20 protein-coding genes are annotated in these 21,222 nt (G+C 66.5%); 15 read left to right on the top strand and 5 right to left on the bottom strand.

Annotated elements, in window-relative coordinates; genetic code table 11:
* Positions 1-2 precede the first annotated feature (2 nt).
* Positions 3-386: a VOC family protein gene (locus UU7_RS10965; RefSeq protein WP_007808243.1), complete on the bottom strand. Its 384-nt coding sequence runs from the start codon at positions 384-386 to the stop codon at positions 3-5.
* A gap of 53 nt (positions 387-439) precedes the next feature.
* Between UU7_RS10965 and UU7_RS10960 the strand changes: the two genes are divergently transcribed.
* From UU7_RS10960 to UU7_RS10945, 4 genes are all read left to right on the top strand, one after another.
* On the top strand, positions 440-961 hold the full coding sequence (locus UU7_RS10960) for a M48 metallopeptidase family protein (protein ID WP_007808242.1): 522 nt from the start codon (positions 440-442) through the stop codon (positions 959-961).
* The gene (locus UU7_RS10955) at positions 961-1,605 is read left to right on the top strand and encodes a DUF6348 family protein (RefSeq protein ID WP_007808240.1); all 645 of its coding nucleotides are present in this window, start codon (positions 961-963) and stop codon (positions 1,603-1,605) included. Before UU7_RS10960 ends, UU7_RS10955 begins: the two co-directional genes overlap by 1 nt.
* Before the next feature lie 196 nt (positions 1,606-1,801).
* Positions 1,802-2,110: a hypothetical protein gene (locus tag UU7_RS10950; protein ID WP_157582159.1), complete on the top strand. Its 309-nt coding sequence runs from the start codon at positions 1,802-1,804 to the stop codon at positions 2,108-2,110.
* A 59-nt stretch (positions 2,111-2,169) separates the two neighbouring features.
* Positions 2,170-2,931 (top strand): immune inhibitor A domain-containing protein, encoded by a 762-nt coding sequence (locus UU7_RS10945; RefSeq protein WP_007808237.1) that lies wholly within the window; start codon positions 2,170-2,172, stop codon positions 2,929-2,931.
* 130 nt (positions 2,932-3,061) lie between these two features.
* Here the strand turns inward: UU7_RS10945 and UU7_RS10940 are convergent, their stop codons facing one another.
* From UU7_RS10940 to pdhA, 3 genes are all read right to left on the bottom strand, one after another.
* Positions 3,062-4,444, bottom strand: coding sequence for a dihydrolipoamide acetyltransferase family protein (locus UU7_RS10940; RefSeq protein WP_007808235.1), 1,383 nt, complete (start codon positions 4,442-4,444; stop codon positions 3,062-3,064).
* A gap of 148 nt (positions 4,445-4,592) precedes the next feature.
* Positions 4,593-5,573, bottom strand: a complete 981-nt coding sequence (locus UU7_RS10935) for an alpha-ketoacid dehydrogenase subunit beta (protein WP_007808233.1) — start codon at positions 5,571-5,573, stop codon at positions 4,593-4,595.
* A gap of 3 nt (positions 5,574-5,576) precedes the next feature.
* The gene (gene pdhA, locus UU7_RS10930) at positions 5,577-6,662 is read right to left on the bottom strand and encodes a pyruvate dehydrogenase (acetyl-transferring) E1 component subunit alpha (RefSeq protein ID WP_007808232.1); all 1,086 of its coding nucleotides are present in this window, start codon (positions 6,660-6,662) and stop codon (positions 5,577-5,579) included.
* A 323-nt stretch (positions 6,663-6,985) separates the two neighbouring features.
* On the opposite strand from pdhA, the gene UU7_RS10925 reads away from it, so the two are divergent.
* The 3 genes from UU7_RS10925 to UU7_RS10915 all read left to right on the top strand — a co-directional run bounded on the left by UU7_RS10925 (position 6,986) and on the right by UU7_RS10915 (position 11,049).
* On the top strand, positions 6,986-7,834 hold the full coding sequence (locus UU7_RS10925) for a tryptophan 2,3-dioxygenase (RefSeq protein ID WP_007808229.1): 849 nt from the start codon (positions 6,986-6,988) through the stop codon (positions 7,832-7,834).
* A 73-nt stretch (positions 7,835-7,907) separates the two neighbouring features.
* The gene (locus UU7_RS10920; protein WP_007808228.1) at positions 7,908-9,407 is read left to right on the top strand and encodes a peptide MFS transporter; all 1,500 of its coding nucleotides are present in this window, start codon (positions 7,908-7,910) and stop codon (positions 9,405-9,407) included.
* A gap of 133 nt (positions 9,408-9,540) precedes the next feature.
* A complete protein-coding gene (locus UU7_RS10915; RefSeq protein ID WP_007808227.1) occupies positions 9,541-11,049 on the top strand; it encodes a peptide MFS transporter in 1,509 nt (502 codons plus the stop codon).
* Between the two features lie 54 nt (positions 11,050-11,103).
* Here UU7_RS10915 and UU7_RS10910 read toward each other — a convergent pair whose 3' ends face one another.
* Positions 11,104-11,601 carry a MarR family winged helix-turn-helix transcriptional regulator gene (locus UU7_RS10910; RefSeq protein WP_007808226.1) on the bottom strand — a complete coding sequence of 166 codons (498 nt, stop codon included), beginning with the start codon at positions 11,599-11,601 and terminating at the stop codon, positions 11,104-11,106.
* A gap of 109 nt (positions 11,602-11,710) precedes the next feature.
* Here UU7_RS10910 and hppD point away from each other — a divergent pair, with 109 nt between their 5' ends.
* From hppD to nirK, 8 genes are all read left to right on the top strand, one after another.
* Positions 11,711-12,805, top strand: coding sequence for a 4-hydroxyphenylpyruvate dioxygenase (gene hppD, locus UU7_RS10905; protein ID WP_040673301.1), 1,095 nt, complete (start codon positions 11,711-11,713; stop codon positions 12,803-12,805).
* 12 nt (positions 12,806-12,817) lie between these two features.
* On the top strand, positions 12,818-14,179 hold the full coding sequence (gene hmgA / locus UU7_RS10900) for a homogentisate 1,2-dioxygenase (RefSeq protein WP_007808218.1): 1,362 nt from the start codon (positions 12,818-12,820) through the stop codon (positions 14,177-14,179).
* Between the two features lie 17 nt (positions 14,180-14,196).
* Entirely contained in the window at positions 14,197-14,808 is a 612-nt protein-coding gene (locus UU7_RS10895; protein ID WP_040673314.1) for a hypothetical protein, read from the top strand.
* Positions 14,809-14,889: 81 nt separating this feature from the next.
* Positions 14,890-15,876 carry a fumarylacetoacetate hydrolase family protein gene (locus UU7_RS10890; RefSeq protein ID WP_007808211.1) on the top strand — a complete coding sequence of 329 codons (987 nt, stop codon included), beginning with the start codon at positions 14,890-14,892 and terminating at the stop codon, positions 15,874-15,876.
* Between the two features lie 100 nt (positions 15,877-15,976).
* Positions 15,977-17,377 (top strand): oxygen-independent coproporphyrinogen III oxidase, encoded by a 1,401-nt coding sequence (gene hemN / locus UU7_RS10885; RefSeq protein ID WP_007808210.1) that lies wholly within the window; start codon positions 15,977-15,979, stop codon positions 17,375-17,377.
* A 39-nt stretch (positions 17,378-17,416) separates the two neighbouring features.
* Positions 17,417-18,187 (top strand): helix-turn-helix domain-containing protein, encoded by a 771-nt coding sequence (locus UU7_RS10880; protein WP_007808209.1) that lies wholly within the window; start codon positions 17,417-17,419, stop codon positions 18,185-18,187.
* Between the two features lie 149 nt (positions 18,188-18,336).
* Complete coding sequence (locus tag UU7_RS10875) at positions 18,337-19,587, top strand: NnrS family protein (protein ID WP_007808208.1); 1,251 nt, start codon at positions 18,337-18,339, stop codon at positions 19,585-19,587.
* A gap of 154 nt (positions 19,588-19,741) precedes the next feature.
* A partial coding sequence (gene nirK, locus UU7_RS10870; RefSeq protein ID WP_007808207.1) for a copper-containing nitrite reductase occupies positions 19,742-21,222 on the top strand: 1,481 nt, incomplete at its 3' end.

The following is a 21,222-nucleotide window of genomic DNA, read 5'->3' as shown; positions in this document are numbered from 1 at the left end:
GCTCAGTCCCAGCGGTTGAGGTGCGGCCCGAACGTTTCGCGCTGCGGCTTCACCACGCAGAAGCGGTGGCCGCCGGGCGCCTCCATCACCCACCAGCGCTCGCGCACGAAGGCGATGCGGCGGGCGCCCAGGCGCTCCAGCCGGGCCACTTCGGCGTCGAGGTCGTCGGTTTCGATGTCCAGGTGCACGCGGCTGGCGTGCTCCACCTTCTGCAGCAGGATGATCGGCTCGTCCGCGGCCGTGCGCAGTTCCGCGTACCTGCCGTCGCCGTCCTGATCGGGGCTGGCGACCGGCTTGCCCAGGGCTTTGCTCCAGAACGCGGTGGCGGTGGCCAGGTCGTCGACCTGGCAGTCGATGACGAGGGTGCTGAGTCGGCTGTGGTGCATGGATCGTCTCCGCTGGACGGCGCGCGGTGCGGCGCAGTGCGAGAATACGCGGCATGGCGCCGCTCAAGTACCTCCAGGCTTATCCCGTCACCTTGCAGGACAAGGTGCGCGAACTGATCGCGCAGGAGCGCCTGGGCGAGCACCTGGCGAAGCGTTATCCCGATCGCCACGAGGTGCAGAGCGACAAGGCGCTGTATGCGTACGTGGCCGCGCTGAAACAGCAGCACCTGAAGAACGCGCCGGGCATCGACAAGGTGCTGTACGACGCCAGGCTCGACGTGTTGCGCAATGCGCTGGGCCTGCACACCGCGATCTCGCGCGTGCAGGGCGGCCGGCTGAAGGCGAAGAAGGAGATCCGCGTGGCCAGCCTGTTCAAGGCCGCCGCGCCGGAATTCCTGCAGATGATCGTGGTGCACGAACTGGCGCACCTGAAGGAGCTGGACCACAACAAGGCGTTCTACCAGCTGTGCACCTACATGCTGCCGGACTACCACCAGCTGGAGTTCGACCTGCGCGTGTACCTGACCTGGCGCGAATTGCCCTCGACCGACCACACCGACATGCGGGAACGATGATGGATAGTGCAGCACTGCAGAAATACCTGCTCCGCCTGTTCGAGCGGCACGACGTCGACCTCGAGGCCGATGAAGACGGCTGGCTGGTCACCGACGGCGACTTCCCCGCGATCCGCGCCGATTGGCACGAGGGCGCGGCGGGCGAACCGGGCCGGCTCGATGTCGACGTGGTGCTGGGCGAGGAACGGTGCATCGAGGAGAGCTTCGCCGGCATCGGTGGCGGCGAGGCGGGCTGTCGCGATGCGCTGAAGACCTTCGAGCAGAACGTGTTCCACCTGCTGCTGGCCGCCTGCTGGTACGTCACCGACGACCGCCGCATGCAGATCACCGCGTGGGAGATCGGCGTGCGCAGCTGGGACGTCTTCATCGGGCCGTTCAATGTGCGTGGTGCGGCGGTCGCCGACATGCCGCTCGACGCACTGGCATCGATCGAGGCTGCTTTGAAACGCGAGGCGCTGAGTCCCGAACTGCACTGGTTGCGGCTGGTGCACAGCCACGCCGAAGACGGCGACTCGCGCTGCGAGGCCCTGCTCGACAACGAACTGTGGACGGCCGGCACGCTGGCCCTCAACGAAGTGGCCTGGCCTCGCGGCGGCGATTACAGCGCCCGCTGCTTCATGCTGCTGGACGTGCGCGATTACTGAGCGCGAACGCCGCGCCGGCAGGTGACTCGTCGATCGGGTGGCAGCGGTCGGCAAGTTCAAGGTGGAGCGCACTCGCTGCCCGCTTGATCAATGGCGACGCGGTTTCCTCGTCAGGTCGGCGGGCGTGGCGTGGATGTTCCAGGATGTGCCCACGGGAAGAGTGCAGTGCTGGATAGCCAAGGGGAGGATGTGTGTCATGGCAGATCTCAAGTCGTTTGTTCCGATGACAGGGCGTGGCGCCTTTGACGTCACCCATGTGGATGGAACCGGTTTCATGACCATCACGGTCAAGGTCTTCGCGAACTACGAAAATCGCCCCGTCGAGGGCGTGTCCTGGAACCGGCAGGACATCATGCGGTTTGAAGCGGGAGCCAAGGCGGCGGTCAGGGAGCACTGGGACGGGAAGTTCTTTCTTGTCAATCGCAAGAAGAATCCCACCCCACGTGTCTCGGTCCTGTTCAACGTGCATTTCGTGACGACCAGAGCGAGGCGACCGTCATCATGAATGTACCGCGCTACTCGTCGGCTTACGGCCCGGGAGGGCTGGCGCGTTGTGATTCCTATGTGGGCCTGAGCCAGATCGACACCGGTAACATTGCCGCGCAATCGAGCGCCATGGTCCACAGCGAATCGACTGGCCTGATCAACGTCAAGTTGACCGAGGCCGGCAACGTGTCGCGCGACGAGCGCTGCCGGATCAGCGCGCTGTTCCTGCCGCTGGGCCTCAATGCGATCGCGCTGGACCCGTACGGCACCCTGACACCGCAGCTGAAGGTGGCGCTGGCCAACCTGAGCCTGCGCATCAAGACCGGGACACCGTCGCGTCCACTGGTGCCGCTGATCGTGAAGGCGCGCTACAACACCGGCATGGGCGCGTCGGCAGGAAAGGTGGTCAAGCAGATGCGCGCCGTGCGCGATCAGTTGATCGCCTTCGGCGTGCGCAACCCGGTCAGCGTCGATCCATTGCCAGTCAATGATCTGGGCTTGCCCAATGCCGGATTCATCGAACTGGAGTGCGACCTGACCTTCGAAACCCGCTTCGATGACGACATGTGGATGAATATCTTCGCCCACGAATATGGCCACATGCTGGGCCTGCCGGATGAATATGACGCGCCGCCGGCTCCCACGGACCGCTCCTCCAAGGCCATCGCCATCAATCGGTTTTGCGCGATGTGCGATGTGCACAAGGCGGCAAAACCTCCGATGGGCATGATGACCACCAGCATCATGTGCAAGGGGCGCGACATCCTGCCCTGCCACATGCTGCCCGCGCTCGAAGCCATCATTCGCATCACCAACGAGGAAGGCTGGACTGTCGGTTGACGCGAGCCGGCACGTCGGGCGGGAACCTGCGCCTCCATCGCCACGCCTGGAGCCGGTGGAGTGCCTGTCCCGGGCACGAACAAACAGGGCGCCCGAGGGCGCCCTGTTTGTTTGACGATGATCCGCCTGCTCAGTTCGGCAAGGACAGATCGTCCAGCATCGCCTTGAGGAAGCGCGCGGCTTCGCCGCCGGTGGCGGCGCGGTGGTCGAAGGTCAGCGACAGCGGCATGCGGCGGTGCACTTCGATGCCGCCGATCACCGCGACCACGTCGTGGCTGAGCTTGCCGGCGCCGACGATGGCGACCGTGGGTGGCACCACCACGGGCGTGGCGTAGCGGCCGGCGAACATGCCGAAATTGCTGAGGCTGATGGTGTAGCCGGACAGCTCCGAGGCGGGAATGGTGCGGTCCTCGACCTGCGTGCGCAGGCGCTTGATCGCGGTGCGGATGCCGGCGCCGTCGAGCATGTCGGCGTTGCGCAGGGCCGGCACGAACAGGCCGTCGTCGGTGTCGACCGCGATGCCGATGTCGACCTGCGGGTGCAGCGTGCGGGTGAGGTTCTTGCCGTCGAACCAGGCGTTCAATGCCGGCACCGTCTTGCAGGCGGACACGATGGCGCGGATCAGGCGCGCGGTGATGTCCTGCTTGCCGATCCAGGCGTGCAGGTCGGCGTCATCCACGAGCGTGGTCGGCACGACCTGGGCGTGGGCGTCGGCCATCACGCGGGCCATGTTGCGGCGTACGCCCTTCAACTGTTCCGGCTGGCCGCTGGCGGCCTGCGACGGCGGCGCGGTGCGCACCGGCTTGCCGGCCAGCGAGACCGGGCCGCGCTGCGGCTCCGGCTGCGGCAGCTCGGGCGCCAGGTGACGGCCGGCCGACGCGGGCACCGCGCGGGCGGGGGCGGCGCCGAGTGCGGCCGAACCGTTCGCGGCGGCGTCCTTGACGTCCTTCATGGTGACCACGCCGTCCGCACCGCTGGGGCGCACGCGGGCGAGGTCGACCTTGAGCTTCTTCGCCAGCGCACGCACGGCCGGCACGGCCTTGACGCCGCCGATGCTGGCGGCCTGTTCGACGTGGACGGTGTTGCCGCTGACCATGGCACCGACCACGGTGCCTTCGTCCTCGCGATCCTTGCCGCCGGTCTCGACTTCGCCACCCTCGTCGGAGACGACGACCTTGCTGCTGTCATCCGCGGCCGGGCTGCCGACACTCTTCTTCGGGCCATGCTGGTGGCCGGTGTCCTGCGACTCGGCGCGCTGCTTGGCGTTCGGGTCGGGTTCGAACTCGGCCAGTGCGGCACCGGTTTCGATGATGTCGCCGGGCGCGCCATGCAGCCTGGTGACCTTGCCGGTGTACGGCGAGGGCACGTCGACGACCGCCTTGGCGGTTTCCATCGAGCACAGCGGGGCGTCCAGCTTGATGGTGTCGCCCACCTTCACGTGCCACTCGACCACGGTCGCGTCGGGCAGGCCTTCGCCGAGGTCGGGGAGGTAGAACGTCTTGATGTCAGCCATGAGCGGATTTCCAGGTATGAGTTTTCCGGTTTGCTCCCTCCCCTGCTTGCAGGGGGGGTTGGGGTGGGGTGCTCTTGATCCGGGCTTCAGATCAAGAGCTTTACCCCCTCCCAGCCTCCCCCTGCAAGCAGGGGGAGGAGCAAGGGCGTCAGCTTGCCGCCAACGTACGCTTCGCCGCGTCGACGACGCGTTCCACGTTCGGCAGGTATTTCATTTCCAGGCGGAACAGCGGGATGTGGGTGTCGAAGCCGGTGACGCGTTCGACCGGGGCGAGCAGGTCGTACATGCATTCCTCGGCCAGGCGGGCGGCGATCTCGGCGCCGAAGCCGGCGGTCTTCGGAGCTTCGTGCACGATCACGCAACGGCCGGTCTTCTGCACCGATTCGGCGATGGTGTCGAAGTCCAGCGGGGTCAGCGTGGCCACGTCGATCACTTCGGCGCTGATGCCTTCGGCGGCCAGTGCGTCGGCCGCTTCCAGCGCTTCCTTCACCTGTGCGCCCCAGCTCACCAGGGTCACGTCGGTGCCGTCGCGCAGCACGAAGCACACGTCCAGCGGCAGCGCCTCGCCGTCGTCCGGCACTTCTTCCTTGTACTGGCGATAGATGCGCTTGGGCTCGAAGAACATCACCGGATCGGGATCGCGGATCGCCGCCAGCAGCAGGCCGTAGGCACGCGCGGGCGAGGACGGCATCACCACGCGCAGCCCGGGGATGTTGGTGAACAGGTGCTCGTTCGCTTCGGAGTGATGCTCCGGTGCGCGGATGCCGCCGCCCCACGGCGCGCGCCACACGGCCGGCACGGTCAGGCGGCCGCGGGTGCGGTTGCGCATGCGCGCGGCATGGCAGGCGATCTGCTCCATCATCGGGTAGATGAAGCCTTCGAACTGCGCCTCGGCGACCGGCTTCATGCCGGCCACGGCGAGGCCGACGGTGACGCCGGCGATGGTGGTTTCGTCCAGCGGCGTGTCCAGCACGCGCAGTTCGCCGAACTTCTCCTGCAGGCCCTGGGTGGCGCGGAACACGCCGCCGTTGACGCCGACGTCTTCGCCCAGCACCACGACGGAATCGTCGTGCGCCATTTCATAGGCGAGCGCCTGGGTGACGGCTTCGATGAGAGTGATTTGTGCCATGACTCAATGACCCTTGTTTTCAAGCGACAGGACGTAATCGCGCTGCTTGGCGAGATCGGCGGGGATTTCGGCGAAGATGTAGTCGAACATCGCCGAGACCGGCTGGGTTTTGGTCTCGAGGTAGGCATTCACCTCGTTGTCCATCCAGTCGTCGCACTCGGCCTTCCAGGCTTCTTCCTTCGCGTCGTCCCACACGCCCTTGGCCACCAGCCAGTGGCGCAGGCGCTTCATCGGCTCCTTTTCCCAGCCGTCCTTCACTTCCTGCTCGCCGCGATAGCGACGGGCGTCGTCGGCGGTGGTGTGGTCGCCCAGACGATAGGTGACCAGTTCCAGCACGCTGCCGCCTTCGCCGTTGCGTGCGCGCTCCAGCGCGTCTTCCATCGCCTTGCGCACCGCGATGATGTCGTTGCCGTCGACCTGGATCGAGAACAGGCCCGCGGCGATGCCCTTCTGCGCCAGCGTCGGCGCGCCGGACTGGATCTTGCGCGGCACCGAGATCGCCCACTGGTTGTTGACGATCACCGCGACCAGCGGCAGGTTCTGCGCGCCGGCGATGTTGATGGCGCCGTAGAAGTCGCCCTTGGACGAACCGCCGTCGCCGATGGTGCACACCGCCACGCGCTTCTCGCCGCGGATCTTGAACGCCAGCGCGGTGCCGGCCGCATGCAGGCACTGCGTGGCGATCGGCACCGACCAGGCGAAGTCGTGCCGCGCCGGTTCCTGCTGGTAATCGTTGCCGCGCTCGTCGCCGCCCCAGTACATGTAGACCTCGCGCGGCTGCACGCCGCGATACAGCTGCGCGCCGTACTCGCGGTAGCTCGGCGCGTAGACGTCCTCGGGACGCATCGCGCTGCCGATGCCGACGTGCGCCGCTTCATGGCCCAGGCAGCTGGCGTAGGTGCCCAGCTTGCCGGTGCGCTGCAGCGCGATCGACTTGGCGTCGAACACGCGGGTCGACAGCATCAGCTTGTACAGCTTGACCATGTGCTCGAGGTCCTTGGCGAACTCGGGCAGATCGTCACGGACCTGCTTGCCCTCGGCGTCGAGGTATTGCAGGTATTCGATTTCAAACTTGGCGGCGATGGTCACGACTCGCTCCGGGGTGAGGAAGAGAGGGAAAAACCTGGTTGATGGCGTGCCCTCGACGCATCCTCGGGCACACAAACGACCGAACAAGACCGCGCTTGATAACAGGCGGGCATGTTGCGCTGCAAGGTACAGCGCAGCATTCGTGGGCGTACGGACGGGCTTGTCGCGCGGCTTCCCGGAACGTCAAACGCGCCGTAAAGCGGGTCCCCCGCGACTGTTGCCAAGTATTCGAGGTGTCCAGGACGCGCCCCATGTCCCGGGTCAGGGACTGACCGGGCGGCAGCCGTTACCATGGCCATTTTCCGGAAACGTGACGGAACACCATGACCGACAACCAGCGCGATCTCGAAGCCGGCATCCAGACCGATCTCAACGGACAGATCACCTACGGCGGCTATCTGCATCTGGACACCTTGCTGTCGGCACAGCAGCCGCTGAGCCAGCCGCCGCATCACGACGAGATGCTGTTCATCGTGCAGCACCACGTCTCCGAGTTGTGGATGAAGCTGCTGATCCACGAGCTGAAGGCAGCGGTGCTGCACCTGCAGGCCGATGACATCGATGCCTGCCTGAAGATCCTGGCGCGGGTGAAGCAGGTGCAGCGCCAGCTGTTCGAGCAGTGGGCGGTGCTGGAGACGCTGACGCCGGCGGAGTACCTGGAGTTCCGCGGCGTGCTGGGCCCGTCGTCCGGGTTCCAGTCGTTGCAGTATCGCCAGATCGAATTCCTGCTGGGCAACAAGAACGCCGACATGCTCAAGGTGTTCGCGCACGATCCGGCTGCGCAGGCAGAGTTGCGCGCGGTACTGGAGGCGCCCGGCCTGTATGACGAATTCCTGCGCTACCTGGCGCGGCGTGGCCACGCGGTGCCGGCCGAGTTGCTGGAGCGCGACTGGACGCGGGCGTACCGTCGCAACGAGGCGCTGCTGCCGGTGCTCAAGCGCATCTACGAGGACCGCGCGGAGTTCTGGCCCGAATACCACATGTGCGAACAGCTGGTGGACGTGGAGGAGAGCTTCCAGCTCTGGCGTTTCCGCCACATGAAGACGGTGGAGCGCATCATCGGCCATCGCCGCGGCACCGGCGGTTCGTCCGGGGTGAGCTTCCTGAAGAAGGCGCTCGATCTGGAATTCTTCCCGGAACTGCTGGACGTGCGTACCGTGCTGGGCAGCTGAGCGAATCGCCTGCCGCTTGCGCAGCCCGGCCTGAATCCCGTCATGATGTGCCACCTGAAATCCGGGAGCACCCATGAACGAAGCCGTCCAGCCCAGCGCCACACCCGAGTACCCGCAGACGCTGGGGCATCCGCGCCCGCTGTGGATGCTGTTCATGACCGAGTTCTGGGAGCGCTTCGCGTTCTACAGCGTGAGCTGGGCGCTGGCGTTGTACATCGTGGCGCACTTCTACCACGGCGATGCCTCCGGCCAGGCGTGGGCCGCCAGCATCTTCGGTGCATACACGGCGCTGATCTACGCCTCCAGCATCTTCGGCGGCTACGTGGCGGATCGGGTGATCGGCTATCAGCGCTCGATCCTGCTGGGCGCGCTGATGATGGCGCTGGGCCTGTTCGTGGTGATGCTGCCCAGCCGCGGTGTCTTCCTGCTCGGCCTGGCGATGGTGATCGTGGGCAACGGGCTGTTCAAGCCGAACATCTCCACCATGGTCGGGCAGTTGTACGGGCGCGACGATCCGCGCCGCGATCGCGGCTTCACCCTGTTCTACATGGGCATCAACGGCGGCGCGCTGCTGGCGCCGCTGCTGACCGGCTGGATGGCCGGCCATTTCACCGACACGCCGATGCAGCAGAACTACCGCATCGTGTTCGGCGCGGCCGGCGTGGGCATGCTGCTCAGCCTGCTGTGGTTCTGGTTCGGTCGGCGCGGCCTGAAGGGCGTGGGCCGACCCGCGCCGGAAGCGGCCGGCCGCATGCGCGTGGTGTGGGTGCTGCTGGGCATGGTCGTCGCGGTGCCGCTGGTGTACCTGCTGCTGGCCTTCGTCACCACCGGCCTGTCCTGGATGCTCGGCGCATTGTTCGTCGCGGTGGCGGTGATGCTGCTGGTCGAGGCGGTCAGGCACGACCGGGTGCAGGTCGACCGGGTGGTGGCGATGCTGATCATCTTCGCCTTCAACATCCTGTTCTGGATGTTCTACTTCCAGCTGGGCACCTCGTTCAATTTCCTCGCCGAGAACCTGGTCGACCGGCAGATGTTCGGTGGCTGGATCTTCCCGGTGGGCTGGTTCCAATCGGTCAGTCCGCTGGCGATCATCGTGCTGGCGCCCGTGGTCACCGTGGTCTGGGCTTTCCTGGCGTCGCGCAGGAGCGAGCCGTCGATCCCGCGCAAGTTCGGCCTGGGCCTGATCTTCAACGGCCTGGGTTTTGCGGTGCTGATGTACGCGCTGTCGCGCCTGCTCGATGTGCAGGGGCTGATTCCGTTCTGGCCGCTGGTGCTGTGCTACGTGCTGCAGACGGTGGGCGAGCTGTGCCTGTCGCCGATCGGCCTGTCGATGGTGACCAAGCTGGCGCCGCCGCGACTGGTCGGCCTGGCGATGGGCGGCTGGTTCCTGTCGCTGGCGGTGGGCGGCAACCTGTCCGGCCTGCTGGCCGGCAGGATCAGCGGCGACAACGGGATGACCGCCGCCTCCGCACTGGGCGGCTTCACCTTCAGCTTCTGGCTGCTGGCCGGTGCCGGCGTGTTGTTGCTGCTGATTTCGCCCTTGATCAACCGGCTGATGCACGGCGTGCGCTGAAGCCGTCCGGCCCCGGCGGCTCGCGGTTTTCCCCGGGCCGCGTGCTGCAGCGCATTTGACGGATGCGGAGCCGCCGGTTACATCTGGCCGTTCGCAATAACCTGCGAACCACCGATGGGCACAGGGGCAAGGCATGAGCAACAGCACACTCGCCGGCGACGCGAAGCCGGTACCCGACTATCCGCAAATGCTGGGGCACCCGCGTCCGTTGTGGATGCTGTTCATGTCGGAGTTCTGGGAGCGCTTCGCGTTCTACGGCATGCGCTGGGCGCTCACGCTGTACATCGTGGCGCAGTTCTTCAACGGCGACGAAGCCGGCCAGGCTTCGGCCAGCCGCACCTATGGCGCCTACCTGGCGCTGGTCTATGCCACCGCGGTGTTCGGCGGCTACGTGGCGGACAAGATCATTGGCTACCAGCGCTCGATCCTGCTGGGTGCGGTGGTGATGGCTGCGGGCCTGTTCATGGTGATGGTGCCCCAGCACGAGATCTTCATGCTGGGCCTGGCTACCGTCATCGTGGGCAACGGCCTGTTCAAGCCGAACATCTCCTCGATGGTGGGCCAGCTGTACGCCACCGGTGACTCGCGCCGCGACCGCGGCTTCACGCTGTTCTACATGGGCATCAACGCGGGTGCGCTGATTGCGCCGATCCTGACCAGCTACCTGGCCGAACGCGTCTTCGGCACGCCGCAACACGACAACTACCACGTGGTCTTCGCCGCGTCGGGCGTGGGCATGCTGATCAGCCTGGTGTGGTTCTGGTTCGGTCGTCGCCAGCTCGGCCCGGTCGGCCAGCCGGCACCGGAAATCGCCAACCCGATGCGCGTGGTGTACGTGGCCCTCGGCGTGCTGGTGGCCATTCCGCTGGTCTACCTGCTGATGGACCGGGCCGGTGCGGTGGCGATCCAGTGGCTGCTGACCGCGCTGTTCGTCGGCGTGGGCGTGATGCTGGTGATCGAGGCGATCCGCACCGGACGCGTGCAGATCCAGCGGGTGATCGCGATGCTGATCATCTTCACCTTCAACGTGCTGTTCTGGATGTTCTTCGAACAGGCCGGCAGTTCGTTCAACTTCCTGGCCCAGCACATCGTGGATCGCAACCTGGCGGGCTGGGAGTTCCCGGTCGGCTGGTTCCAGTCGGTGAACCCGGTGGCGATCGTGCTGCTGGCGCCGCTGGTGGCGATGACGTGGGGCTGGCTGGACAAGCGGCGCATTGAACCCTCGATCCCGCGCAAGTTCGGGCTGGGGTTGATCGGCAACGCGCTGGGCTTCGCGGTGCTGATGTATGCGCTGTCGCGGCTGGTCGGTGGCGACGGCATGATCCCGCTGTGGACCCTGGTGCTGTGCTACGTGCTGCAGACGGCCGGCGAGCTGTGCCTGTCGCCGATCGGCCTGTCGATGGTGACCAAGCTGGCGCCGGTGCGCCTGGTCGGGCTGGGCATGGGCGGCTGGTTCCTGTCCACCGCGATCGGCAACAACCTGGCCGGCCTGTTCGCCGCCCACGTCAGCGGCGACAGCGGCATGACCGTGGACTCGGCGTTGTCCGGCTACACCTCCGGCTTCTGGATCTTGCTGGGCGGCGGCGTGCTGCTGTTCCTGATCGCCCCGCTGATCAACAAGCTGATGCACGGGGTGAGGTAGGGCGAAAGCGGGAACGGGGAACAGCAAGAGCTTCGCGCGTCGGGGCCCGGCTTTTCAGCTCCCGTTCCCCGCGCCCCGTTCCCCGTTCCCCGCCTCCTGCAGCTTGTCCAGTATCCGGGTCAGCCAGCGCTGCTCCTCGACATCGAGCTTCGCCAGCACCTCGCGTTCGCGGGCACGTGCCATCGGCGCCACTTCGTCGTGCATGGCCCAGCCCGCTTCGGTGAGGCTCAGCACCGAGCGGCGCTTGTCGTTGTCGTGGGTGGCCCGGTCGACCCGGCCGGCCTCGACCAGCCGGGCCAGCGCACGGCTTACCGCCACCTTGTCCATCGCCGTGCGCTCGGCCACCTCGCGTGCCGACAAACCCTCGAAGCGCGCCAGCACCGCCATCACCCGCCACTCCGTCACCGAGATGTCGTAGCGACGCTGGTAGTCGTCGGCGATCGCCTGGCTGATCGTGTTGGACAGGATCGACAGCCGGTACGGCAGGAAATGCTCCAGCTGCAGCGGGGCGTGCTCGGCGGTGGCAGGGGCTGACTTGCGTTTGACGGGCATGCGGCGACAATCCTTGCAAATGGTTACACATGAAACTATAACGTGGGGTTACCGACGATGGTGGCACGCTCACGCGCTGCCATCGTGCACCGACACACAGGAGAGCGCCATGAACGCCCAGCCGAACCTTGGCATGCAGGTCACCACGTTCGAAAACCCGATGGGTATCGACGGTTTCGAATTCGTCGAATTCGCCGCCCCGGCCGGTCGCGCCGACGAACTGCACGACCTGTTCAAGCGGATGGGTTTCAGCGCCGCGCTGAAGCACAAGTCGCGGCCGATCACCGTGTACCGCCAGAACGGCGTGAACTTCCTGGTCAACGAAGACCCCGATTCGTTCGCTGCCGACTTCGCCGACAAGCACGGCCCCAGCGCATGCGGCTTCGCGATCCGTTTCAGGAAGCCCGCGGCCGAAGTGCTCGCCACGGTGCTCGGCAACGGCGGCGAGGCGGTGACCGACAAGGTCGACAGCAGGGCGGTCGGCGCGCCGGTGATCAAGGGCATCGGCGACTGCATGCTGTACCTGGTCGATCGCTACGGCAGCGCCGGCAGCATCTACGACGCCGACTACGAGCCGATTGCCGGTGCCGAACAGAACCCGGCCGGCTTCGGACTCACCTTCATCGACCACCTGACCCACAACCTGTACTTCGGCAACATGCAGAAGTGGTCGGACTACTACGAGCGCCTGTTCAACTTCCGCGAGATCCGCTACTTCGACATCAAGGGCGCGAAGACCGGCCTGGTGTCCAAGGCGATGACCGCGCCGGACGGCATCGTGCGCATTCCGCTCAACGAGTCGAATGACCCGAAGAGCCAGATCAACGAATACCTCGACGCCTACCACGGCGAAGGCATCCAGCACATCGCCTGCTTCACCGACGACATCTACGACACGGTGGAAAAGATGCGCGCCGCCGGCGTGGAATTCCTCGACACCCCGGACTCCTACTTCGAGGTGATCGACGTGCGCGTGCCGAACCATGGCGAAGACGTGGCGCGGCTGGCGAAGAACAAGATCCTGATCGACGCCGACATGGAAACCAAGCAGCGCAAGCTGCTGCAGATCTTCACCCAGAACAACATCGGCCCGATCTTCTTCGAGATCATCCAGCGCAAGGGCAACGAGGGTTTCGGCGAAGGCAATTTCCAGGCGCTGTTCGAGAGCATCGAGCGCGACCAGATGAAGCGCGGTTTCCTCTAAGGGTCTCTCCTCATGGCGATCGATGTCAGCAAGGGCTACCAGTCGGGTTTCGGCAACGAGTTTGCCAGCGAGGCGATCGCCGGCACCTTGCCGGTCGGCCAGAATTCGCCGCAGCGCGTGGCCCACGGCCTGTACGCGGAGCAGTTGTCGGGCACCGCGTTCACCGCGCCGCGTCATAGCAACCGGCGCAGCTGGCTGTACCGGATTCGCCCGGCGGCGGTGCACGAGCCGTTCCAGCCGCTGGCGCATGCCACCTTCCACAATCGTTTCGACGAGGCGCCGGCCACGCCGAACCAGTTGCGCTGGGACCCGCTGCCGCTGCCGACGCAGCCGACGGATTTCATCGATGGCCTGGTGACCCTGGCCGGCAATGGCGGCCCGGCCGAGCAGGGTGGCATCGGTATCCACGTCTATACGGCCAATCGCTCGATGCAGGGGCGCTTCTTCTACGACGCCGACGGCGAGCTGCTGATCGTGCCGCAGCAGGGCCGGTTGCGGCTGGCCACCGAGCTGGGCGTGATCGAGCTGGAGCCGCAGGAGATCGCGGTGATTCCGCGCGGCGTGCGTTTCCGCGTCGACCTGCCCGACGGCGACGCCGACGCACATGGAAGTGCGAGTGCCACGGGCGCAGGAAGCGCAGGAGTGGCCCGCGGTTATGTCTGCGAGAACTTCGGCGCCCTGTTACGCCTGCCGGATCTGGGCCCGATCGGCTCGAACTGCCTGGCCAATGCCCGCGATTTCCTCACCCCGGAGGCGGCGTACGAGGACATCGAGGGCGCATTCGAGCTGGTGGCGAAATTCCAGGGCGGGCTGTGGTCGGCAAAGATCGGTCATTCGCCGCTGGACGTGGTCGGTTGGCACGGCAACTACGCGCCGTACAAGTACGACCTGCGCCGCTTCAACACGATCGGCTCGATCAGCGTCGACCATCCCGATCCATCGATCTTCACCGTGCTGACCTCGCCCAGCGACACCGTCGGCACGGCGAACATCGACTTCGCGATCTTTCCGCCGCGCTGGTTGGTGGCGCAGCACACGTTCCGTCCGCCCTGGTTCCATCGCAACGTGGCCAGCGAGTTCATGGGCCTGATCACCGGCGTGTACGACGCCAAGGCCGAGGGCTTCGTGCCGGGCGGCGCCTCGCTGCACAACTGCATGAGCGGGCACGGCCCGGATGCGGCCACGTTCGAGAAGGCCTCGAACGCCGACCTGTCCAGGCCCGACGTGATCGGCGGCACCATGGCCTTCATGTTCGAGACGCGCAAGGTGATCCGTCCCACGCAACAGGCGCTGGACGCGCCGCAATTGCAGAAGAATTACCACGAGTGCTGGCAGGGCATCGCGAAACACTTCGATGCAGGCTGCAAGGCGTGAAATGCCATGCGCTGACCGTGGCCGCGGTGCTGGCGCTGGCCGGGTGCGGCCAGGCGGACCCGGCGGCGCCGTCGACAGCGGAGGCCCCGCCTGTCGCCGCGTCGAGCGTCCGCCCGGCCATTGCCACGAGCGTGCCGGCAACGAGCGCCGCCGAAACGATGGCCCGCTACGACGGTTACGGCGACCTGCGTTTCGGCATGGACGAGGCCAGCTTCGACAAGGCCAGCTCCAATAAGGCCAGCTCGAATACCGCTTGGGGCGGTGAGCTGAAAGGTGTGCAGGAGCAGGGTTCAACGTGCTTCTACAAGACCCCGACCGGGGCGAAGTCGCCGCGGGATGTTGCCTTCATGTTCGAAGCCGGCCATTTCGTGCGCTACGACGTCGGCAGCGCGAAAGAGCTCGCGCCCGGCGGTGGCAAGGTCGGCATGGACGAGGCGCAGATCCGCGCGCTGTACGGAACGCATGTCGCGGCGCAGCCGCACAAGTATGTCGATGGCGCAAAGTACCTGCGCATCGCCGCGCCGCAAGGTGACGGCGTGTTGCTGTTTGAAACCGACGAACATGGCAAGGTGACGCGATGGCGCGTGGGTGTGCCGCCGCAGGTCGATTACGTGGAAGGCTGTAGTTGATATTGACTGGTGCCGTCCTCCTTGACGGCAAAGAACAAAACCGCCATCCATGGCGGACTCTTCAGAAGAGCGGAATAACCCATGAAACTCGCAAGTCTCAAGGAAGGCGGCCGCGACGGCACGCTGATCGTGGTCAGTCGCGACCTCGCCCGCGCCGTGAAGGCAAGCGCCATCGCGCCGACGCTGCAGGCGGCGCTGGACGACTGGTCGAACGCCGCGCCGCGGCTCAATGCGCTGTCGGAGGATCTGAACGCCGGCAACGCCGCCGATGCCTTCGCGCTGGACATGCACGCGCTGGCCTCGCCGCTGCCGCGCGCCTATGAATTCGTCGACGGCTCGGCCTACCTGCCGCATGTCGAGCGCGTGCGCCGCGCCCGCGGCGCCGAGGTGCCGAAGTCGTTCTACACCGACCCGCTGATGTACCAGGCGACCAGCGCCGGCTTCCTGGGTCCGCGCGATCCGGTGGTGGTGCCCAGCGAGGATTTCGGCATCGATCTGGAAGCCGAGGTGGTGGTGGTCACCGATGACGTGCCCATGGCGGCCACGCCGGCGCAGGCGTCGGAGCACATCCAGCTGGTCGGCCTGATCAACGATGTCAGCCTGCGCGGACTGATCCCGGGCGAGCTGGCCAAGGGCTTCGGTTTCCTGCAGAGCAAGCCGCGCTCGGCGCTGTCGCCGGTGCTGGTGACGCCCGACGAGCTGGGCGACGCATGGCAGGGCGACAAGCTGCACCTGCCGATGCGCACGTGGTTGAACGGCGCATGGTTCGGCGAGGCCGAGTGCGGCGTGGACATGCAGTTCAGCTTCGCCGAGCTGGTCGCCCACGTGGCGAAGACGCGGCCGCTGACCGCCGGCACCATCGTGGGCTCCGGCACCATCGCCAACGAGGACACCGGCAAGGGTGCGTCGTGCCTGGCCGAACAGCGCACGGTGGAAACCCTGCGCGACGGCCATCCCAGCACGCCGTTCCTGAAGTTCGGCGACCGCCTGAAGATCGACGTCACCGATGCGGGCGGCGCCTCGATCTTCGGCTCGATCGAACAGCAGGTCGAACCGCACAAGGCGTGAGTTGTCGGGCAGCGCTGGCGGCTGCGGCGTGGCGTCGCGGCCGATGGCGCAATTGATCCGGATCAAGGCAGCCGGATGGGCGCGGGGACAGACTCGCTCCATGGCCATTCCCATAAGCACTCCCGAATTCGACCCGGCGCTGATCGCCCGTTACGACATGGCCGGTCCGCGCTACACCAGCTACCCGACCGCGCCGCAGTTCAAGCCCGACTTCGACGAAACGGTGTTGCGCGGCGTGATCCGTGCCTCCAACGAGGAGCCGATCCCGCGGCCGCTGTCGCTTTACGTGCACGTGCCGTTCTGCATGAGTCCGTGCTTCTACTGCGGTTGCAACCGGGTGATCACCCGCGACGTGACCCAGGCCGATCGCTACCTCGAACGGCTGTATCGCGAGATCGAGCTGATCGCGCCGCTGTTCGACCGCGACCGCCCGGTTCGCCAGCTGCACTTCGGAGGCGGTACGCCGAACTTCCTCGATACCGCGCACATGAGCGAGCTGCTGGAGTCGCTGGCGCGGCATTTCAGCTTCAGCCACGAGGCGGACCGCGAGTACGGCATCGAAATCGATCCGCGCTTCGCCGACGGTGACTACATCCGCAACCTGGGCCAGCTGGGCTTCAACCGGATCTCGGTCGGCATCCAGGATTTCGACCCGGTGGTGCAGCAGGCGGTCAACCGCATCCAGAGTTTCGAGCAGACCCGCGAGGTGCTGGACGCCGCGCGCGAATCGTCGTTCCGCTCGTCCAGCGTCGACCTGATCTACGGCCTGCCGTTCCAGACCGTGGCCGGCTTCAGCCGCACGCTGGACCAGATCGTGGCGCTCAACCCCGACCGGGTGGCGGTCTACGGCTACGCGCACCTGCCGGAGATGTTCAAGGCGCAGCGGCAGATCGACGCCGCCGACCTGCCCGATGCCGCGACCCGGCTGGCGCTGTTCGGCCGCGCGCTGGAGCACCTGTCCGCCGCCGGCTACGTCTACGTCGGCATGGACCACTTCGCCAAGGCCAGCGACGAGCTGGTGCTGGCGCAGCGCGCGGGCACCCTGCAGCGCAATTTCCAGGGCTACTCCACCCACGGCGACTGCGACATCGTGGGCCTGGGCGTCAGTGCGATCGGTCGCATCGGCGACAGCTACACGCAGAACGCGCGTGATCTGGTCGGCTACTACGCGGCGCTGGATGCGGGCCGCCTGCCGCTGATGCGCGGCCTGCAACTGGACGAGGACGACCTGATCCGCCGCGAGCTGATCAACGAACTGATGTGCCACGGCGTGCTGGACAAGCACGGCTTCGGGGCGCGTCACCGGCTGGTGTTCGACGAATATTTCATGCGTGAACGCCAGCGGCTGCAGGCGCTGGTCGCCGATGGCCTGGTGCTGGAAAGTGACCGCGAGATTCGGGTCACCTCGCGGGGAAGGTTGCTGTTGCGTATCATCGCCATGTGCTTCGACGCCTATCTGGACGAAGCGGCACAGGCACCGCGTTTCTCGCGCGTGATCTGATCGACGACGACGCAGCCCCAACCCGGCCTCATCACAATCATGCAATTCAAGCCCACGCCAGGCCGGCCAGGTCGCCTGCCCGAGCCGCGTAGCCCGATTGCCGACGACGGCGATGAAACGCGCTTCTGCGGTACCTGCGCGTTTTCCAGCGCGTGCATCGCCGCCGGCTACGACAAGCCCGAGTTGGCCGAGCTGCAATGCCTGGTCGAGCACGTCGGGCCGTTCCGCGTCGGCGAGCACATCTTCCGTACCGGCGATCCGTTCCGGGCGATCTTCGCGGTGCGTTCGGGCACGGTGAAGACGCGCATGGTCGACAAGGAAGGCCGCGAGCAGGTGCTGGGCTTCTATCTGCCGGGGGAGGTGATCGGCCTCAACGCGATCTATCCCGAGCATTTCCCCTGTGACGCGGTGGCGCTGGACACGGCGTATTTCTGCCGTTTCTCGTTCCCCGCGATGAGCGCGCTGGCCTCGCGCGTGCCGGCCGTGCAGCAGCACCTGTTCCGCATGCTGAGCAAGGAACTGGGCACGGCCAGCCTGCTGGCCGGCGACCACAGCGCCGACGAGCGCGTCGCCGCTTTCCTGCTCGACCTGGGCAACCGCTACGCGGTGCGGGGTTTCTCCGGCGCCCAGTTCCACTTGAGCATGTCGCGTGGCGACATCGCCAACTACCTGCGGCTGGCAGCGGAAACCGTCAGCCGCGTGCTGAGCCGCTTCCGCGCGCAGAAGCTGATCGCGATCGAGGGACGCGAGCTGGAGCTGCTGAATGTGGCGGCGCTGCGCAAGATCGGCGAAGCCCTGTTGCCGGATTGAGCTGGGGCGGGATGCCGTCCGGGCATGGCCCGACCCGATGATTCGCTGAAGCGCCGGCCATGCCGCGGGGCGTGGTTGATGCATGTCATGGTTGCCGGCGAAGGCGCTGTGGCAGCATGGGGAATCATTCGCATTCGTGTGGACACGCCATGTCTGATTCGCCATCTGCCGGCAACACGCCGCCGGCGTTCGCCGAGGCCGCCCGCCTGCTGGCCACCGCGCCGCATCGGCCGCTGTTCCTGGCCGGCACGGTCGCGGTGCTGCTGAGCATGGCGTGGTGGGCGGTGGAGCTGACCTGGATGCGCTTCGGCCTGGCCGGCTGGCCGCAGCCCACGATCCCGCCGGGCTGGGCGCACGCGATGCTGATCCAGTACGGCCTGTTTCCGCTGTTCATGTTCGGCTTCCTGATGACCACGTTTCCCAAGTGGCTGGGCCGCCCCGATCTGCCGCGCACGCGCTTCCTGCCGGTCGCCGGCGCGGTCTTCGGCGGTTACGTGCTGGCGAATGCGGGCCTGCTCGACCTGGGATGGCTGCTCAAGCTGGGCATCGCGGTGATGCTGGCGGGCTATCTGCTCGGCGTCGTGACGCTGGCCGGCGTGTTGCGTGCTTCGGTGGCCGAGCGCAAGGGCCACGCGCGCTCCTGCCTCGCGGCGCTGTGCCTGGGCACGCTGGGGCTGGCGATCTTCCTGGCGTATCTGTTCGGCGCACCGGCCGAATGCGCGCTGCTGGCGATCAAGCTGGGCACCTTCGGCCTGCTGCTGCCGATCTATTTCTCGGTGATGCACCGCATGCTGCCGTTCTTCACCGGCAACATGGTGAAGGGATATGACGTGATCCGGCCGGACTGGAGCATGCCGGTGGTGTGGGTGCTGTTGCTGGCCCACCTGCTGCTGGACTGGCGTGGCGTGCTGGACTGGCTGTGGGTGGTCGACATTCCGCTGGCGCTGGTGTTTGCCTGGCACTCGCTGCGTTGGCGGCCATGGAAGGCGATGCACCCGGGCATTCTCGCGGTGTTGCACCTGGCGTTTGCCTGGTTGCCGGTGGCGTTCGCGCTGTTCGCCATCCAGGACGTGGTGCACGCCCTGAGCGGGCAGCTGATCCTGGGTCGCGCCCCGCTGCATGCGCTGGGCATCGGTTTCTTCGGCTCGATGCTGGTGGCGATGGTCACCCGGGTCACCCAGGGCCACTCCGGTCGACCGATGCAGATGGGCAAGGTCGCGTGGCTGTGCTTCGCCTTGTTGCAGGTGGTGACCCTGCTGCGCATTCGTGCCGAACTGGGTGGCGACGTCTACCTGTGGCTGGTGATGGCCGCCTACGGCTGGCTGCTGGCCTTCCTGCCGTGGGTGCTGCGTTCGGCGTGGATCTACCTGACGCCGCGGGCGGACGGCAAGCCCGGTTGAGCGCGCTCGCCTGGCAGGCTGGCCTGGGCGGGCCAGGCTCCGCCGTGGCGGGGTGACGCAGTCGGGTCGAGAAGACCCGACAATTGACTCACGTCACATGGGCGTCCGTCAGATAGCCTAGGCTTGCAATCGCAAGAACCAACGGAGAGCGTCCATGTCACGTCCAGGTCTATTCCTTCTCGCCACGGCGGCGCTGTTCACGCTGGCGGCCTGCTCCGGCAAGCCGCAGGCCACCGCCGGTGCTGCTCCGGCCGCTGCGGCCCCTGCCGCCTCGATTCACGGCGACTTCGGTCCGCCCCAGGGCGAGCCGATCCACGCGGTGCTGACCAGCCCGCCGCACGTGCCGCCACCGATCCATCGCAACCATCCGGCGAAAGTCATCGTCGAGCTGGAAGTGGTCGAGAAGGAGATGCCGATTTCCGAAGGCGTCAGCTACACCTTCTGGACCTTCGGTGGCACCGTGCCGGGCAGCTTCATCCGGGTGCGCCAGGGCGATACGGTGGAGTTCCACTTGAAGAACGCGCCGGACAGCAAGATGCCGCACAACATCGACCTGCACGGGGTGACCGGTCCGGGCGGCGGTGCGGCCTCCAGCTTCACCGCGCCGGGCCACGAATCGCAGTTCACCTTCAAGGCGCTGAACCAGGGCATCTTCGTCTACCACTGCGCCACCGCGCCGGTGGGCATGCACATCGCCAACGGCATGTACGGCCTGATCCTGGTCGAGCCGCCGGAGGGCCTGAGCCCGGTCGACCACGAGTATTACGTGATGCAGGGCGACTTCTATACCACCGGCAAGTACCGGCAGAAGGGCCTGCAGCCGTTCGACATGGAGAAGGCGATCGACGAGAACCCGACCTATGTGCTGTTCAACGGCAAGGAAGGCGCGCTCACCGGCGACAACGCGCTGACCGCCAAGACCAACGAGACGGTGCGCCTGTTCGTGGGCAACGGCGGTCCGAACCTGGTGTCGAGCTTCCACGTGATCGGCGAGATCTTCGACAAGGTGCAGCCCGAAGGCGGCACGGTGGCGCAGCACAACGTGCAGACCACGCTGATCCCGTCCGGCGGCGCGGCGATCGTGGAATTCCACACCGACGTGCCGGGCAGCTACGTGCTGGTCGACCACTCGATCTTCCGCGCCTTCAACAAGGGCGCGCTGGGCATCCTCAAGGTGGATGGCCCGGAAGACAAGTCGATCTACTCGGGCAAGGAAGTGGACTCGGTCTACCTGGGCGACCGCTCGGAGCCGAACCTGAAGGCGGTGACCACGGCAGCCAAGGCGCATGCGGCCGGCACGCTGACCAAGGAAGAGCAGATCGCCGCGGGCAAGCAGCTGTTCACCGGCACCTGCTCGGTCTGCCACCAGGCCAACGGCGAAGGCTTGGCCAACGTGTTCCCGCCGCTGGCGAAGTCGGACTTCCTGGCGGCCGATCCGAAGCGGGCGATGACCATCGTCACCCACGGCCTGACCGGCAAGGTCACGGTGAACGGGCACGAGTACGACTCGGTGATGCCGCCGATGAGCCAGCTCAACGACGACGAGGTGGCGAACATCCTGACCTACGTGCTGAACAGCTGGGGCAACCCGGGTGGCCAGATCAGCAAGGAAGAGGTGGCCAAGGCACGTGCCGC

It is taken from the genome of Rhodanobacter spathiphylli B39, from assembly GCF_000264295.1.
In the GTDB taxonomy this organism is placed as follows: domain Bacteria; phylum Pseudomonadota; class Gammaproteobacteria; order Xanthomonadales; family Rhodanobacteraceae; genus Rhodanobacter; species Rhodanobacter spathiphylli.
This window is presented reverse-complemented; position numbering and strand designations above follow the sequence as displayed.

What these genes read in the sequence shown, in the direction of transcription:
- UU7_RS10965 (WP_007808243.1), bottom strand. Translation starts at nt 386, where the DNA reads ATGCACCACAGCCGACTCAGCACCCTCGTCATCGACTGCCAGGTCGAC.
- UU7_RS10960 (WP_007808242.1), top strand. Translation starts at nt 440, where the DNA reads ATGGCGCCGCTCAAGTACCTCCAGGCTTATCCCGTCACCTTGCAGGAC.
- UU7_RS10955 (WP_007808240.1), top strand. Translation starts at nt 961, where the DNA reads ATGGATAGTGCAGCACTGCAGAAATACCTGCTCCGCCTGTTCGAGCGG.
- UU7_RS10950 (WP_157582159.1), top strand. Translation starts at nt 1,802, where the DNA reads ATGGCAGATCTCAAGTCGTTTGTTCCGATGACAGGGCGTGGCGCCTTT.
- UU7_RS10940 (WP_007808235.1), bottom strand. Translation starts at nt 4,444, where the DNA reads ATGGCTGACATCAAGACGTTCTACCTCCCCGACCTCGGCGAAGGCCTG.
- UU7_RS10935 (WP_007808233.1), bottom strand. Translation starts at nt 5,573, where the DNA reads ATGGCACAAATCACTCTCATCGAAGCCGTCACCCAGGCGCTCGCCTAT.
- UU7_RS10925 (WP_007808229.1), top strand. Translation starts at nt 6,986, where the DNA reads ATGACCGACAACCAGCGCGATCTCGAAGCCGGCATCCAGACCGATCTC.
- UU7_RS10920 (WP_007808228.1), top strand. Translation starts at nt 7,908, where the DNA reads ATGAACGAAGCCGTCCAGCCCAGCGCCACACCCGAGTACCCGCAGACG.
- UU7_RS10915 (WP_007808227.1), top strand. Translation starts at nt 9,541, where the DNA reads ATGAGCAACAGCACACTCGCCGGCGACGCGAAGCCGGTACCCGACTAT.
- UU7_RS10910 (WP_007808226.1), bottom strand. Translation starts at nt 11,601, where the DNA reads ATGCCCGTCAAACGCAAGTCAGCCCCTGCCACCGCCGAGCACGCCCCG.
- hppD (WP_040673301.1), top strand. Translation starts at nt 11,711, where the DNA reads ATGAACGCCCAGCCGAACCTTGGCATGCAGGTCACCACGTTCGAAAAC.
- hmgA (WP_007808218.1), top strand. Translation starts at nt 12,818, where the DNA reads ATGGCGATCGATGTCAGCAAGGGCTACCAGTCGGGTTTCGGCAACGAG.
- UU7_RS10890 (WP_007808211.1), top strand. Translation starts at nt 14,890, where the DNA reads ATGAAACTCGCAAGTCTCAAGGAAGGCGGCCGCGACGGCACGCTGATC.
- hemN (WP_007808210.1), top strand. Translation starts at nt 15,977, where the DNA reads ATGGCCATTCCCATAAGCACTCCCGAATTCGACCCGGCGCTGATCGCC.
- UU7_RS10880 (WP_007808209.1), top strand. Translation starts at nt 17,417, where the DNA reads ATGCAATTCAAGCCCACGCCAGGCCGGCCAGGTCGCCTGCCCGAGCCG.
- UU7_RS10875 (WP_007808208.1), top strand. Translation starts at nt 18,337, where the DNA reads ATGTCTGATTCGCCATCTGCCGGCAACACGCCGCCGGCGTTCGCCGAG.